We start from the raw sequence: 14830 nt of genomic DNA, 5'->3' as shown, positions 1-14830 counted from the left end.
CCGGCGGCTGTGGTGGGGCGGCGGTGCGGGCGGCGGCGCTGTTCGGCTACGGCGTGGGGGGCGGGCCCTGTTGGCAGTGCGGGCACCAGTACGTGGGGCGCTCGCGGGAGCCGTCGCCCTGGTCGGCCGTGCGGATGGGGGTGCGGCAGCGCAGGCAGGGGCGGTGGGCGCGGCCGTAGACGTAGAGGCGCTCGTCGGGGCGCGGGCGGCCGGTGGTGACGCGGGCCGGGCGGTCGCGGTTGGCCTCCAGGAGCTTCTTCGCGAGGAGCGGGAGGCGGTCGGCGGTCTCGGCGGGCAGCTCGCCGGCCGGAAGCCACGGGGTGACGCGCAGCAGGAAGCAGAGCTCGGACTTGTAGATGTTTCCGATGCCCGCGAGGTTGCGCTGGTCGAGGAGGGCCTCGCCGAGCGGCCGGGCGGGGTCGCCGAGGACGTTGCGCAGCGCGGAGTCCGGGTCCCAGTCCGGGCCGAGGAGGTCCGGGCCCAGATGGCCGACGGCCTTGGACTCCTCGGTGGTGCGCAGCAGTTCCAGGATCGGGAGCCGGTAGCCGACCGCGGTGCGGGTCTCGGTGCCGAGGATCGCGCGGATCTGGTGGGTCGGACCGCCGCGCCAGCGCTCGCCCGGCGCGTAGAGCTTCCACGAGCCGTCCATCCGCAGGTGCGAGTGCAGGGTGAGGCCGCCCTCGATCCGGGTGAGCAGATGCTTGCCGCGCGGGGTGACGTCCAGGACCGTGCGCCCGGTGAGGTCCGCTGTGGCGTACCGGGGGACACGCAGGTCGGAGCGGGTGAGTACCTGGCCCGCGAGGGCGCTGTGCAGCCGCTTCGCCACCTGCGCGACCGTGTCTCCTTCGGGCATGGCGTCCAGAGTAGGGCGGCGTGCGGGCGCGCGCTGCGGGACGGGGCGCCGGGAGGTGCGTCGGCGCGGCCCGGTCTCATGCGCGCAGGCGCAGGCCGCGCGGTGTCGCGTGGAACCCGGCTCCTTCCAGGAGAGGGGCGTACGGGGAGCTGAGCGCGGACTCCGCGTTGACCCGCTCGACCGTGATCGTGCCGAGGGCGCCGGAGCGGGCCGCCTCCGCGAGCGCCTGCGCGGCGGCGGGCATGCGGGGGTCCTCCGCGACCTGGGCGGGGGTGAGGGCGGGTCTCGGGCCGCGCGCCTCGGTCGCGGTGCCGGACGCTTCCGAAGCGGGGGCGGCGTGGGCCGGGTCGGACGCGGACCAGGCCAGGAGGGTCTTGCCGCCGCGCTCCATGTAGAGCGTCAGCTCGCCGTCGACCAGGACCACCAGGGAGCCCGCCTTGCGGCCCGGCTTGTGCCCCGGCTTCTGGCCGGCGCCGGTGGGGGGATCGGGCCAGGGCAAGGCCGCCCCGTAGGCGTTTGCCGGATCGGCCGCCGCGAGGACGAGGGCGCGGGGTGCGGAGGCCTTGCCCTTGCCGGCGGGGGCGTCGACCGGGGCGTACGGGTCCGGGGGAGCGGCGCCGCGCTCCTGCGCGTTCGCCACCGCGCGCAGGCGGTCCACGGCGCCGTCCATCGCGAACTGGGCCGCGCCGAGACCCTCCACCACGTAGCCGCGCCGTGCCTGTCCGCTCTCCTCGAAGACGGACAGGACCCGGTACGTCGCCGAGAACCCGCCCTCGACGCCTTCGGCGGCAACCGCTCCCCGGGTGACCACTCCGTGTCGGTCGAGGAGCGTGCGGGCCAGGGTGTGGGCGCGCACGGTCGGATCGGCCTCCAGGCCGGGCAGCAGCGACCAGCGCCCCGCGACCGTGGGCGGACCGGTGCGCGACGTGGGGCGGGCGCCCGCGGTGAGGCCTCCGTAGCGTCCGCGCGGCACGGATCTGCGGGCCCGGTGCGCGGTGGAGCCGGCGGTGCGGCCGGAGCCGAGGACGGCGCGCATCGGGGCCAGCGTGTCGTTCGTGAGGCGGCCCGACCAGGCCAGCTCCCAGAGGGCATCCGCCAGTTGGGGATCGGTGACCTCGAAGGGGGCGCCTGCCTGGCTCGCAGGGCCCTGAGTGAGGGGGGCGGCCCGGACCCGGTCGGCGATCTGGCGGAAGAACAGGCCGTAGCCGCCGAAGAGCGCGTCCAGGACCGCCTGATGGAGTGGCGTGAGCTCCAAGGGGTGCGGGGGCGGGAGGAGCAGCGGGGCCGTGTCGGCGAGGTAGAGGCTGACCCAGCCGTCCTTGCCGGGCAGCGAGCCGGCGCCGGCCCACAAGACCTCGCCGGATGCCGTGAGTTCGTCGAGGAGCGCGGGCGCGTAGCCGGAGACACGGGACGGGAGGACGAGCTTCTCCAGGGCGGAGGCGGGTACCGAGGCGCCCTGGAGCTGTTCGACCGCCCGGACCAGGCCGTCGACCCCGCGCAGTCCGTGCCCGCCCACGTGCTGCCACTGGGGCAGGAACTGGGCGAGCGCCGCGGGCGGCACCGGCTCCAGCTCATGGCGCAGTGCGGCCAGCGAGCGGCGGCGCAGCCGGCGCAGGACCGTGGCGTCGCACCACTCCTGGCCGATGCCCGCCGGGTGGAACTCGCCCTGGACGACGCGGCCCTGGGCGGCGAGGCGCTGGAGCGCGCCCTCCGTGACCGCGGCGCCGAGGCCGAAACGGGCCGCCGCCTGGGTGGAGGTGAACGGGCCGTGGGTGCGCGCATAGCGGGCCAGGAGGTCGCCGAGCGGGTCCTTGACCGGCTCGGTGAAGGCTTCGGGGACGCCGACGGGAAGTGCCGTACCCAGGGCGTCGCGCAGGCGGCCCGCGTCCTCGATCGCCGCCCAGTGCTCGGTGCCCGCGATCCGCACGCGGATGGCACGCCGCGTGCCCGCCAGGCTCTCGGCCCAGCCGCGCTCGGCGCCCCGCTCGGTCAACTCCTCGTCCGTGAGCGGTCCCAGGAGGCGCAGCAGGTCCGCGACGCCTTCCTCGTCCTTGACGCGGCGGTCCTCCGTGCGCCACTGCAGCTCCTGCTCCAGGTCGCTGAGAACCTCCGCGTCGAGCAGTTCGCGCAGTTCGGCCTGGCCGAGGAGCTCGGCGAGCAGGCGGGAGTCCAGGGACAGCGCGGCGGCGCGGCGCTCGGCCAGCGGGGAGTCGCCCTCGTACAGGAACTGCGCCACGTAACCGAACAGCAGCGAGCGGGCGAAGGGGGAGGCCTCCGGGGTGGTGACCTCGACGAGGCGGACCTTGCGGGACTCGATGTCGCCCATCAGCTCGGCGAGGCCCGGTACGTCGAAGACGTCCTGGAGGCATTCGCGGATCGCTTCCAGGACGATGGGGAACGAGCCGAACTCGCTCGCGACCTGGAGCAGTTGGGAGGCGCGCTGGCGCTGCTGCCACAGCGGTGTGCGCTTGCCTGGGTTGCGGCGGGGCAGCAGCAGCGCGCGGGCGGCGCACTCGCGAAAACGCGAGGCGAACAGGGCGGAGCCGCCGACCTGGTCGGTGACGATCTGGTCCACGTCACCCTTGTCGAAGGCGACGTCGGCCGCCCCGATGGGCGCCTGCTCGTCGTCGTACTCCATGCCCGGCTTGGAGGGCTCCTGGTCGAGGAGGTCCAGGCCCATCAGATCGGCGTCCGGTAGGCGCAGCACGATGCCGTCGTCGGCGTGCATCACCTGGGCGTCCATGCCGTACTTCTCGCTGAGGCGGGCGCCGAGGGCCAGCGCCCACGGAGCGTGCACCTGAGCGCCGAACGGGGAGTGGACCACGACCCGCCAGTCGCCCAGCTCGTCCCGGAACCGCTCGACCACGATCGTGCGGTCGTCGGGGATGTGGCCGCAGGCTTCGCGCTGCTCGGCGAGGTACGAGAGGACGTTGTTCGCGGCCCACTCGTCGAGCCCCGCCTCGGTGAGACGCACGCGCGCGTCGTCGGGCTTCTGGGAGCCGACCTCGCGCAGGAACGCGCCCAGCGCCCGGCCCAACTCGAGCGGGCGGCCCAGCTGGTCGCCCTTCCAGAAGGGGAGGCGGCCGGGGACTCCGGGGGCGGGTGAGACGAGGACGCGGTCGCGCGTGATGTCCTCGATGCGCCAGGAGCTGGTGCCGAGGGTGAAGACGTCCCCGACCCGGGACTCGTAGACCATCTCCTCGTCGAGTTCGCCGACACGGCCGCCGCCCTTCTTGGGGTCGGCTCCCGCGAGGAAGACGCCGAAGAGGCCGCGGTCGGGGATCGTGCCTCCGGAGGTGACGGCGAGGCGCTGTGCTCCGGGGCGGCCCGTGACGGTGCCGGCCACGCGGTCCCAGACGACGCGTGGGCGCAGCTCGGCGAAGGCGTCGGAGGGGTAGCGGCCCGCCAGCATGTCGAGCACGCCCGTGAACGCGGATTCCGGCAGCGAGGCGAACGGGGCGGCGCGGCGGACCAGCGTCAGCAGGTCGTCGACCTGCCAGGTGTCCAGTGCTGTCATCGCGACCAGCTGCTGGGCGAGCACATCCAGGGGGTTCGCAGGAAGGCGCAAGGACTCGATGGCGCCCGACCGCATGCGCTCGGTCACCACCGCCGACTGCACCAGGTCACCGCGGTACTTCGGGAACACGACCCCGGTGGACACCGCGCCCACCTGGTGGCCCGCACGGCCCACGCGCTGCAACCCGGACGCCACGGACGGGGGCGACTCCACCTGGACGACGAGGTCGACCGCGCCCATGTCGATGCCCAGCTCCAGGCTCGACGTCGCGACCACGGCGGGGAGCCGGCCCGCCTTCAGATCCTCCTCGACGAGCGCGCGCTGCTCCTTGGAGACCGAGCCGTGATGGGCGCGCGCGATGACCGCAGGAGCGCCCTTCGCGGCGCCCGACTCCGCCATCAACTCGGCCGGGGTGTGGTCCTCGGGAAGAGGTTCGCCGGTGGCGCGCTCGTAGGCGATCTCGTTCAGACGGTTGCACAGGCGCTCCGCCAGGCGGCGGGAGTTGGCGAACACGATCGTCGAGCGGTGGGCCTCGATCAGGTCCGTGATCCGCTCCTCCACGGAGGGCCAGATCGACGGGCGCTCGGCCGTCTGATCGGAGTCGGCCACCGGGGAGCCGCCGAGCTCACCGAGGTCCTCCACGGGGACGACCACCGACAGGTCGAACTCCTTGCCGGACGGCGGCTGGACGACCTCCACCCGGCGCTGCGGCGAGAGATAGCGCGCCACCTCGTCCACCGGCCGGACCGTCGCGGACAGGCCGATGCGGCGGGCCGGGCGGGGCAGTAGCTCGTCGAGCCGCTCCAGGGAGAGGGCCAGGTGGGCGCCGCGCTTGGTGCCCGCCACCGCGTGCACCTCGTCCAGGATCACCGTGTCGATGCCCGCCAGCGCGTCGCGCGTGGCCGACGTCAGCATCAGGAACAGCGACTCGGGCGTCGTGATGAGAATGTCCGGCGGACGCGTGGCGAGCGCGCGGCGCTCGGCGGGCGGGGTGTCGCCGGAGCGGATGCCGACCTTCACCTCGGGCTCGGGCAGGCCGAGGCGGACGGCCTCCTGCCGGATTCCGGTCAGCGGGCTGCGCAGATTGCGCTCCACGTCCACCGCGAGGGCCTTCAGCGGGGACACGTACAGGACCCGGCAGCGCTTCTTCGGGTCGGCAGGAGGGGGCGTCGACGCGAGCTGGTCGAGCGCGGCGAGGAACGCGGCGAGCGTCTTGCCCGAGCCGGTGGGCGCGACGACCAGCACGTCCGAGCCCGCACCGATCGCCTTCCACGCACCGGCCTGCGCGGCCGTGGGCGCGGAAAAGGCCCCCGAGAACCAACCGCGGGTCGCGGGGGAGAAGCCACTGAGGGCCTGCGAGGCGCTGTGGGCCCCTTGCCTGGACCTGACCATGCCCCCATCCTGCACCCCACCACTGACAATGGCGGTGACCTGCACAAACGGGTGGTTCGTCGCGGGGTCCTGACGCAGAATGGGGCCATGGCACGGACGGCGGCGAAGGGTGAATGGGCGCGGCACTGGCGCTATGAGCGGCTGCCGGGGCTCGACCTGCTGCGGGCCCGCTACGTCCGGCACACCTTCCCGCGCCACAGCCACGACGGCTTCGTGATCGGCGCGGTCACGCGCGGGGTCGAGGCCATCGGCCTGCCCGACGACACCTTGCACGCGGGCCCCGGAACCGTCGTCATGCTCAATCCGGAAGTGGCGCACACGGCGCGGGCGGGCGGCCCCGACGGCTGGGCGTACGCCACGCTCTACCCCTCCTCCGAGGTCATCGCCGAGATCGCGGCGGAGACCGGCACGGGGCGCGGAACGACAGTCTTCGGCGAGCAGATCGTCACCGACCCGCAGGCCTCGCAGATGATCAACGAGGTGCACAGGGCGGCGGAGCAGGGCAACGCGCTGGCGGCCGACAGTCTGCTCAGGGTGGTGCTCGCCCGCCTGCTGCGTGCTCACGGAACCGACCTCGCGGCACGACCCCGGCGGTCCGCGGGGGCCTCGGCCGCCGACCGCGCGCGCGAAGTCCTCGAAGAGCGGCTGGCGGACCCGCCGTCCCTGGAAGCCCTCGCGGACGAGCTCGGCACCAGCCCCTTCGCGCTGCTGCGGGCCTTCCGCGACGCGTACGGGATGCCGCCGCACACCTGGCTCACCAACGCGCGGGTGCGCGTGGCACGGCGGCTCCTGGAGGCGGGGACGGTGCCCGCCGACGCCGCCGTGGCCCTCGGCTTCACCGACCAGCCGCACCTGAACCGGCACTTCACCCGCATCGTCGGGGTGCCGCCGGGCGCCTACCAGCGCGAGCGCAAGAACGTACAAGAACCGGACGCGGCGCTCCTCGTACCGTGCGAGGCGTGGCAGACAAGACAACATCCACAGACATACGCACAGCGGCGGCCGACCCTCCCGAGCCCGAGCGGACGACCCAGCTCAGGCTCGGGGCAGAATCCGAGCCCGGGCAGGCCGGCGCGGTAGGCAAGCCCGACGCCGCCGTCGTCCGTGACGCGCTCGGCGTCGGCGTCGCGGTGGGCCTTTCCGGATTCGCCTTCGGAGTGACCTCGGCAGGCAGCGGGCTCAGCGTGCTGCAAACTTGTGCGCTCAGCCTCCTCGTCTTCACGGGGGCGTCGCAGTTCGCGCTCGTCGGAGCGCTCGCGGCGGGCGGCAATCCGCTCACCGCCGCGGCGGGGGCGTTCTTCCTGGGCGTGCGCAACGCGTTCTACGGGCTGCGCCTGTCCCAGCTCCTCGCCCTCCCGCGCGTAGTGCGGCCGTTCGCCGCGCACTGGGTCATCGACGAGACGTCGGCCGTCGCGCTGGCGCAGCCGACGCGGCGCAGCGTGCGGCTCGGCTTCACCGTCACCGGGCTGACCCTGTACGTGCTGTGGAACCTCACCACACTGCTCGGCGCCCTGGGCGCCTCGGCGATCGGCGACACCGGCGCCTGGGGGCTCGACGCGGCGGGGCCCGCGGTGTTCCTCGCGCTGCTCGCGCCGATGCTGAAATCCACCACGGAGCGGGCCGTCGCGGGCCTGGCCGTGCTTCTGGGCCTCGGCCTGCTTCCCGTGCTGCCGGCCGGGGTGCCGGTACTCGTGGCCGCCCTGGCGGCCCCGGCCGTGCTCTACGTAGAGGGGCGCCGCCGCGCGACGGCGTCCAACGCACCACAAGGAGAAGACCGTTGAACGTCTGGATCGCCATCGCGGTCACCGCGGTCGGCTGCTACGCGGTGAAACTCATCGGACTGCTGGTGCCCGCCGGCGCCCTGGAACGGCCCGTGGTGAAGCGGCTTTCGGCGCTGCTCCCGGTCGCCCTGCTGGCCGCCCTCACGGCCCAGCAGACCTTCGCGGACGGGCGTGCGCTGGTCCTCGACGCCAGGGCGGCCGGGGTCGCAGCGGCCGCCGTCGCGCTCGTGCTGCGGGCACCCTTCCTGGTGGTGGTCGCGGTGGCCGTGGTGGTCACCGCGGGGGTACGGGCCCTTACGGGGTGACCTGGTGCGCGGGGTCGGCGGCCGGGGTCTCCGGGATTCCGAGCCGCTCCGCCGTGCGCTCTGGGCGGCAGAAGACGGCCGCGAGGACACCGCCCGTCGCCAGAAGGGCGGCGGTCAGCAGCCAGCCGTGCTCGTAGCCCGCCGGCACGGTGGCGGCGCCGTCCACCAAGCGCCCCAGGACGAGCGGCGAGACGATGCCGCCGAGGGCGTACACGCAGGTCAACACGCCCAGGACCGTGCCCCGTTGGATCGGGGGTGCGATACGGGAGCAGGCCGTCGCCGCGACCGTGAGCATCACCATGGCGAGCGCCATCGGTCCCAGCATCATCGGGATCTTCACGGCCTGTGAGCCGGTAAGGGCGAACAGCGCCGTCGCACAGCCCGAGAGCGCGACGAGGAGGCCCGCACCCGCGCCCACCGGGAGGCGGGGCGGCGTGCCCTTCAAGGCCGAACGCCGCGCCAGTAGGCCGTGCGCCAGGAGGATGACGCCGTGAGCGACGGCGCCCGCGCCGACCATGGTGCTCGCCTGGTGCAGATCCCAGCCCATGACCGTTTCCATGTAGTCCGGCGCCCAGGTCAGCGTCGCGCTCATCGACCAGTACGCGGCGAACGACCCGAAGGCCGCGGTCAGGAACGTGGGTGACAGCAGGACGCGGCGCAGCGGCACCGGGAGGCTGTCCCGTGGCGCCTCTCCCGCCTCCTTGCCGACGCTCGGGGCCAGCGGGCCCTCCTTGCCCCACAGGAGCCACACCGCCGCCCAGACGAGGCCGACCAGACCCACGGCCCCGAACGACCAGCGCCAGCCCCAGTGGGTGATCACCCAGCTCAGCGCGGGCGCCGCCACCGCGACCCCGGCCGCCGCGCCGACGAGCAGTAGGGCGGTCGGCAGCGCCCGCTCGCGCTGCGGGAACCAGCCGTGCACGTGATGCATCGCGACCGGAGCCGCCGGCCCCTCGGCGGCGCCCAGCAGGACGCGCGTGGCCACCAGCGCCCCGAACCCCGCCGCGCCCCACAGCATCGGCAACTGCGCCGCCGACCACAGCAGGGCGAGCGCCAGGAGCAACGGCGTGGTGCGGACCCGCTTCGTGAGGGCCGATACGCCGAGGGCCGCGACCGAGAACAGCGCGAAGAACGCCGACTGCGCGGTGCCGAACTCCTGGCGGCTGATGCCGAAGTCCGCCCGGATGTCGGGACCCGCGAGCCCGAGGACCGCCTTGTCCGCGAAATTCACCACCATGAAGGCGAGCAGCAGCCAGGTGGTGCGCCAAGCCGCGCGCATCAGCAGCAGCCGTCCTCGTCGTCGACCACGCCGACGCTGATCGAGCCACCGGCCCGCTTGCGGCCCTCGGGGGAGCGCGTCAACTCCGTGGCCACGTCCGTTCCTTCGGCCACCGCGGCGGACTCGGCAGCCGCCCAGGAGAAGACCCCGCGCGCCATGGTCGAGGTCTCCTTGCCCGCCCGCTGCGCGTACACCTCGGCACGCGTGCGTGCCACTTCGGGATCCGTGGGGGCCGCCAGGGCCGCCGTCTCGGCCAGATGCGAGGCGAGCCGTGCGTCGCCCGCGGCGAGCAACTCCCGGGCCCGCTCGGCCAGCGCGGCCGCGCCGCCCGCCGCGCGTGCGTACTCGGCCGCGACGACCGCCTCCGGGGCGGGCTTGAGGTGGGCCGGATTCTGGTCGTACCAGCCGCCCCACAGGCGCCACAGGTTCCGCACGACGAACTCGGGCTCGTCGTAGGCGGGGTGGAGGTACGGGCGGGACAGCAGCTCTTCGGGGACCTTCACGTCGTGGATGACCGTGTCGAGCCGGTGCCCCGCGTTCATCAGCTCCCGTGTCTGCTCGCAGAGCGACTCCAGGAAGCGCGCGGTGTCGTCCAGGGCGCGGTTCACACGTTCGACGCCCATGATGGGCACGCCGTGCCCCGGCAGCAGCAGCTCCGCGCCCAGCTCCTGCATGGCGCGCAGGGCCCGCGCCCAGTCCTCGGGGTAGCGCTGCACCTTCTGCGGGTTGCCCGCGTTCGGTGTGTTCCAGATGAACAGGTCGCCCGTGCACAGGGCCTTGAGCTCCGGCACCCATACGTAGGTGTGGTCGTCGGTCTCCCCGCGCGCGTGGACGAGCTCGAAGGTCAGCTCGCCGCGGCGGAACGTCCGCCGGTCCCGGTAGACGGTGTCCGGGTAGCGGTACGTGGTGGGCCACTCCAGGGAGGGCACGCCGAACTGCCGCCGGTTGATCCACGCGTTGTAGCCCGCCGTCCGGATGTAGCGGTCGAAGCGGGTGGAGACGGCCTCGTGCGCCACCACCTCGGGGCGTACGGTGCCCGTCTGCTCCGCCTCCTTGTCGAAGGGGAACACTCCGAAGACGTGGTCCACGTGCCCGTGTGTGTACACCACGGAGCGCACCGGCCCTGCCCCGAAGCCCTTGACCGCCGTGTGCAGTTGCGCCGCCGTACGGAAGTCGCCCGAATCGACGAGAACCGCACCGTCACCGGTGTCGAAGGCGGTCACGTTGGCGAAGGCGGGGAAGAAGCCCACTCGGGGGCTCAGCCGCACCAGTTCGTCCCCCGTGTAGGCGCCCGAGAGATGCGGCAACAGCGTCTCCGACCCCTGCCAGACCCGGTCCGCGTAGGCGGCGTAGTCCACCGGCTTCCGCGAGGCCGTCTTCGGTGCGGTGTTGTGCTCGGTCATGGGTGCGGCTCCTCCGGGGCGGGTTCGTTCCTGGGCCGCCTCCGAGTCAAGGCGCACGGGGAGGCCCACAACAGCGCTTGGCGTCACACCCAGGCAGTCCCGGCGCTGTGACGCGTCACAATGGGGCGCTCAGTAACCGATGTCGGTGGAGGGCCTGTGCCGTTGTCCCCGGAAGCGCGTTCGCTCGCCGCGCGCTGCGAGCCGCGCGTCAACGAACTGGCGCGGCGCATGGCCAGGGAGGCCTTCGAGGAACTCCCCGGCTACGCGGAGCTGCCGGACGATGTGAAGGACCTGGAGGTCGCGGCGACCGCGCGGTACGGCGTCCGGCTGTTCCTGCGCCACGTCGACGACCCGGAGGCACAACGGCCCGGAAGCCACCGGCTGTTCCGCGAGAGAGCCGCTCAGCGCGCCGAGGAGGGCATGCCGCTGCACCTCCTGCTGCGCACGCACGCGCTCGGCTCCTACGTCCTGTGGCGGGCGCTGCGCGAGGCGGCGGGGCCCGGGGACGAGGCGGCCCTCGTCGAACTCGTCGACCTCCTGCTGCGGGCCCAGCCGGACGTCGTCGGATCGGTCGCCGAGACGTACCTGGACGAGCGGTCGGCTCTGGAGGCCGAACGGCACGCGCAGCAAAGGTCGTTGGTGCGAGGACTGCTCGACGGGATGGTGCCGCCCGGGCACGTGCTCCTCGACCAGCTCCGGCTCACGGGGCCCGCCCACGTGCTCGCACTCGGCATGGACGCCGCCCCCTCGGAGGGACCGGTCGCGGTGCGCCGTCGGCTGCGCCGACTGCAGAGCGTCCTGGACCGCACCTTCGGTGCGACCGTGCTCACCCTCCTGGACGGCGACGGGGGGCGGGTCGTCGTCCCGAAGGACTGCCCTCCGCCCGACGACCTGCCGCACCACCTGAGCCGGGCGAGCGGCCTGCCCGTACGGGTGGCCGCGGTGCGGGCGGACGGCCCCGAGCGCATTCCCGACGCGGCCCGCACCGCGACCGAGGTCCTGCGCATCACGCGCGCGTGCGGCCTGCCACCGGGGCTGCACCGCCTCGACGACGTGCTCCTCGAGTACCACCTCTCCCGGCGCAACGAGAGCAGTCACCTCATCGCCGCCCTCCTCGACCCGGTCGCCGAGCGGCCGGAACTCCTGGAGACGCTCCGCACGCATCTGGCCCACCAGCAGGACCGCAGGGCCACCGCCGAAGCGCTCGGGCTGCACCCGAACACGGTCGACAACCGGCTGGCGAAGATCGCCGGGTGGACGGGCATCGAACTGTCGTCACCGCGCGGCACGGCCTTGGCCATCGCGGCACTGCTGCTGCGCGACGCGGACCACTGAGGCGGACCGCTGAGCGGGAACGCGGCAGGTGCACGAGCGGTACTACAAGAGCGGGACTACTAGAGACGTCCGTAGGCGCGCAGCGTGCGCAGTGCGTCGATGGTCACCATGGGGCGCGCCTCCATGGAGATCGTCGGAGCCCACTGCTGCCAATTGATCGGCCAGCCGCCGTCCTCCTGCTGCTCGCTCACCAGATGGTCGAGCGAACGGGACATCTCCTCGTCGGTGAACCAGGAGCGGGCCAGCGACTCGGGCGCCTTGGCGAAGTCGTACGGGAAGTGGTGCTCGTCCGGCGCGTAGCCGGGTGCCACCGGATAGTCCTCCCTGCGCTCCGGGTCGAGCACCGCGAGCCGCTGCTCGCGCACGAGCCGGCCGAGCCGGTCGGCGGCGACCCGCGCGCGCGGGCGGTCGGGGGCGCTGTCCAGGAAGGCGACCGCGGCCTGGACCTCGTACGGATGGGACGTCTTCAGGGACTCGACGGCCGACCAGCAGAAGTCGGTGGCCCGGAACAGCCAGGCGTTCCATACCTCGTTGCGGTGCAGCAGGCCGACGACCGGCCCGGTGGCCAGCAGCTCGCTCGGCGGGTCGTCCACCACCGGGACGAACGGGGCGCAGGGGTAGCCGCGTTGGCTGGGATGCACCGCCGGAAGCGCGCCTTCCGGGGTGGAGACGGCGGTCAGGTAGCGGCACACGCGCTCCACGCGCTGCCCCGAGCAGCGGCCGATCGAGTCGAGGACGCGCAGCGCGTGTCCGGTGTGCAGGGGCTGGCTCACCGGGCCGCGCAGGTCCGGTTCGAGGGCGTGTCCGTAACCCTCGTCCTCATTGCGGTACGCCGTCAGTGCCGTCTCGACGGCGTCGGCCGCCGTGGGGGAGCCGCCCAGGAAGTGATAGGCGAAGCGGCGTTGTTCAAGGACGCGTGCGGTCAGCCAGACGAATGTCTCGGCACGGGAGAGCGGGGAGCGTGCCGGGGGTGACGGGGGGAGTGGGGAAGCTCCGGTTTCGGCCATGCACCGACCGTAGGACGGAAAGCGTTCTCGACAAGCCTCCCGGGCACGGCTGCACTCTCAGGGGCGGGATACTGGACGCATGCGGTTGACGGTCTTCTGGCAGCGAATGACGGATCACTTCGGATCCGGTTACGCCGACACGTTCGCGCGTGATCATGTGATGGCGGGGCTCGGTGGGCGAACGGTCCACCAGGCGCTCGACGCGGGCTGGGAGGCCAAGGACGTCTGGCGCGTCGTGTGCGGCTCGATGGACGTGCCGGACGAGAAGCGCTGAAGAGTGACGGAACAGGGGCGGCCGACGATTGTCGGTGGCGTGGGCGAGACTGGCAGCGTGGCACCGACAGACGAGACTTTCCAGGTGGCGGACGACGCCGCGCCGCCCGGTACGACGCCGCCCGAGCAGCCGCCGGGTTCGGCGCCGACCCCGCGCGCGGGTATGCCGCGCTGGCTGCCGCGCGCCATGGTGCTCGCTCTGGCCCTCTTCGCCTGTTTCCAGCTGGGCTACTGGGCGTTCCACCAGCTGATCGGGCTGCTGATCAACGTGTTGATCGCATTCTTCCTGGCGCTCGCCGTGGAGCCGGCGGTCAGCAGGATGGCGGCGCGCGGTCTGCGCCGGGGCTTCGCGACCTTCCTGGTGTTCCTCGTCGTGATGATCGTGAGCGCGGGCTTCGTCGTGCTCATGGGTTCGATGCTGGCGGGCCAGATCGTGGACATGTTCGACGACTTCCCGAAGTACCTCGACCAGCTCATCAGCTGGGTCAACGACACGTTCCACACGGATCTCAACAGGGTCGAGGTGCAGGACAGCCTGCTGCACTCGGACTGGCTCCAGAAGTACGTCCAGAACAGTGCCACCGGCGTCCTGGACGTCTCCACGCAGGTGCTCGGCGGACTGTTCCAGCTCCTGACGGTCCTGCTGTTCTCGTTCTACTTCGCCGCCGACGGCCCGCGCCTGCGGCGTGCGCTGTGCTCCGTCCTGCCGCCCGCCAAGCAGGCCGAGGTGCTGCGCGCCTGGGAGATCGCCGTCGACAAGACCGGCGGGTACCTCTACTCGCGCGGCCTCATGGCGCTGATCTCGGGGATCGCGCACTACATCCTGCTCGCGGCGCTCGATGTCCCGTACGCGCCCGTGCTGGCCGTGTGGGTCGGGCTCGTCTCGCAGTTCATCCCGACCATCGGCACGTATCTGGCGGGCGCCCTGCCGATGCTGATCGCCTTCACGGTGGACCCCTGGTACGCGTTGTGGGTGCTCGTCTTCGTCATCGTGTACCAGCAGTTCGAGAACTACATGCTGCAGCCGAAGCTGACTGCGAAGACCGTCGACATCCACCCGGCGGTCGCCTTCGGTTCGGTCATCGCGGGCACCGCGCTCCTGGGGGCCGTCGGCGCCCTGATCTCGATTCCTGCCGTCGCGACGTTGCAGGCGTTCCTGGGCGCGTACGTGAAGCGCTACGACGTCACCGACGACCCGCGCGTGCACGGGCACCGCAGGCGTGGGGCATCGGTCTGGGCGCGGATGCGGCGCGTCGTGAAGGAGCCGGATTCCGAGGAGCGGTAGCCCGCTTCATTACATGAGAGCCGCCCACAGCGCGGACGCGAGAACGGCGGCCGCGTACGCGCCGACCGCCGCGTACATGACCCGCAGTTTGAGGCGCTCGCTCCAGGCCGTGCGGGACATCGACCAGGCCAGGGCCGGGAGTACCAGCACCGCGTGCAGGCTGACACCGTGCAGCGGCTTGAGGGCGGCCGTCGAGGCGTAGGCCGCCTCCTGGTGACCGGTCCGCGTGAGGAAGACACCGCGCGCGATCATCGCCGCGCCGGACGCGAGGGCCACCAGGAGGACGGCGAATCCGGCGCGCACGGCTAGGTCGTGTCCGCAAAGTCATGGCAGCCAGAGTCGTAGGCAGGCGATGGTGACCATGGCTTTGTAGTGGAGGGCGCGTTTGTCGTAGCGGGTG

Annotated in this window: 11 protein-coding genes and 1 pseudogene; 6 read left to right on the top strand and 6 right to left on the bottom strand. The window is 73.0% G+C overall.

Translation table 11 applies throughout. The features are described 5' to 3' along the window. Nucleotides 1-46: 46 nt before the first annotated feature. Both ACIA8D_RS37630 and ACIA8D_RS37625 read right to left on the bottom strand, forming a co-directional pair. Nucleotides 47-853, bottom strand: coding sequence for an Fpg/Nei family DNA glycosylase (locus ACIA8D_RS37630; protein ID WP_399239250.1), 807 nt, complete (start codon nucleotides 851-853; stop codon nucleotides 47-49). 76 nt (nucleotides 854-929) lie between these two features. Next, the gene (locus tag ACIA8D_RS37625) at nucleotides 930-5762 is read right to left on the bottom strand and encodes an ATP-dependent helicase (protein WP_399239248.1); all 4833 of its coding nucleotides are present in this window, start codon (nucleotides 5760-5762) and stop codon (nucleotides 930-932) included. Between the two features lie 87 nt (nucleotides 5763-5849). On the opposite strand from ACIA8D_RS37625, the gene ACIA8D_RS37620 reads away from it, so the two are divergent. The 3 genes from ACIA8D_RS37620 to ACIA8D_RS37610 are packed head-to-tail and all read left to right on the top strand — an operon-like array spanning nucleotide 5850 to nucleotide 7848. Then, nucleotides 5850-6842 carry an AraC family ligand binding domain-containing protein gene (locus tag ACIA8D_RS37620; RefSeq protein WP_399239246.1) on the top strand — a complete coding sequence of 331 codons (993 nt, stop codon included), beginning with the start codon at nucleotides 5850-5852 and terminating at the stop codon, nucleotides 6840-6842. Further along, the gene (locus ACIA8D_RS37615; protein WP_399239287.1) at nucleotides 6749-7543 is read left to right on the top strand and encodes an AzlC family ABC transporter permease; all 795 of its coding nucleotides are present in this window, start codon (nucleotides 6749-6751) and stop codon (nucleotides 7541-7543) included. Before ACIA8D_RS37620 ends, ACIA8D_RS37615 begins: the two co-directional genes overlap by 94 nt. Further along, nucleotides 7540-7848 (top strand): AzlD domain-containing protein, encoded by a 309-nt coding sequence (locus ACIA8D_RS37610; protein WP_399239244.1) that lies wholly within the window; start codon nucleotides 7540-7542, stop codon nucleotides 7846-7848. The genes ACIA8D_RS37615 and ACIA8D_RS37610 overlap by 4 nt, the downstream gene beginning before the upstream one ends. On the opposite strand, the gene ACIA8D_RS37605 is transcribed toward ACIA8D_RS37610, so the two are convergent. Further along, nucleotides 7838-9127: an MFS transporter gene (locus tag ACIA8D_RS37605; protein WP_399239242.1), complete on the bottom strand. Its 1290-nt coding sequence runs from the start codon at nucleotides 9125-9127 to the stop codon at nucleotides 7838-7840. The two genes, ACIA8D_RS37610 and ACIA8D_RS37605, sit on opposite strands and share 11 nt — an antisense overlap. After that, a complete protein-coding gene (locus ACIA8D_RS37600) occupies nucleotides 9127-10530 on the bottom strand; it encodes an alkyl sulfatase dimerization domain-containing protein (protein ID WP_399239240.1) in 1404 nt (467 codons plus the stop codon). The genes ACIA8D_RS37605 and ACIA8D_RS37600 overlap by 1 nt, the downstream gene beginning before the upstream one ends. A 156-nt stretch (nucleotides 10531-10686) precedes the next feature. On the opposite strand from ACIA8D_RS37600, the gene ACIA8D_RS37595 reads away from it, so the two are divergent. After that, nucleotides 10687-11865: a PucR family transcriptional regulator gene (locus ACIA8D_RS37595; protein ID WP_399239238.1), complete on the top strand. Its 1179-nt coding sequence runs from the start codon at nucleotides 10687-10689 to the stop codon at nucleotides 11863-11865. Nucleotides 11866-11924: 59 nt separating this feature from the next. Here ACIA8D_RS37595 and ACIA8D_RS37590 read toward each other — a convergent pair whose 3' ends face one another. Beyond that, on the bottom strand, nucleotides 11925-12872 hold the full coding sequence (locus ACIA8D_RS37590; protein WP_399239236.1) for a hypothetical protein: 948 nt from the start codon (nucleotides 12870-12872) through the stop codon (nucleotides 11925-11927). A gap of 79 nt (nucleotides 12873-12951) precedes the next feature. Here ACIA8D_RS37590 and ACIA8D_RS37585 point away from each other — a divergent pair, with 79 nt between their 5' ends. Then, nucleotides 12952-13146 carry a DUF3046 domain-containing protein gene (locus ACIA8D_RS37585; RefSeq protein ID WP_399239234.1) on the top strand — a complete coding sequence of 65 codons (195 nt, stop codon included), beginning with the start codon at nucleotides 12952-12954 and terminating at the stop codon, nucleotides 13144-13146. Between the two features lie 57 nt (nucleotides 13147-13203). Then, nucleotides 13204-14430, top strand: coding sequence for an AI-2E family transporter (locus ACIA8D_RS37580; RefSeq protein ID WP_399239232.1), 1227 nt, complete (start codon nucleotides 13204-13206; stop codon nucleotides 14428-14430). A 9-nt stretch (nucleotides 14431-14439) separates the two neighbouring features. On the opposite strand, the pseudogene ACIA8D_RS37575 reads toward ACIA8D_RS37580, so the two are convergent. Continuing rightward, nucleotides 14440-14748: pseudogene (locus tag ACIA8D_RS37575) on the bottom strand (hypothetical protein); the annotation flags it as partial. Nucleotides 14749-14830: the final 82 nt, after the last annotated feature.

It is taken from the genome of Streptomyces sp. NPDC051684 (assembly GCF_044453445.1).
In the GTDB taxonomy this organism is placed as follows: Bacteria; Actinomycetota; Actinomycetes; order Streptomycetales; family Streptomycetaceae; genus Streptomyces.
This window is presented reverse-complemented; position numbering and strand designations above follow the sequence as displayed.

Excerpts from the sequence above, each read along its gene's own strand:
- ACIA8D_RS37630 (WP_399239250.1), bottom strand. The coding sequence starts at position 853 with ATGCCCGAAGGAGACACGGTCGCGCAGGTGGCGAAGCGGCTGCACAGC.
- ACIA8D_RS37625 (WP_399239248.1), bottom strand. The coding sequence starts at position 5,762 with ATGGTCAGGTCCAGGCAAGGGGCCCACAGCGCCTCGCAGGCCCTCAGT.
- ACIA8D_RS37620 (WP_399239246.1), top strand. The coding sequence starts at position 5,850 with ATGGCACGGACGGCGGCGAAGGGTGAATGGGCGCGGCACTGGCGCTAT.
- ACIA8D_RS37605 (WP_399239242.1), bottom strand. The coding sequence starts at position 9,127 with ATGCGCGCGGCTTGGCGCACCACCTGGCTGCTGCTCGCCTTCATGGTG.
- ACIA8D_RS37600 (WP_399239240.1), bottom strand. The coding sequence starts at position 10,530 with ATGACCGAGCACAACACCGCACCGAAGACGGCCTCGCGGAAGCCGGTG.
- ACIA8D_RS37590 (WP_399239236.1), bottom strand. The coding sequence starts at position 12,872 with ATGGCCGAAACCGGAGCTTCCCCACTCCCCCCGTCACCCCCGGCACGC.
- ACIA8D_RS37585 (WP_399239234.1), top strand. The coding sequence starts at position 12,952 with ATGCGGTTGACGGTCTTCTGGCAGCGAATGACGGATCACTTCGGATCC.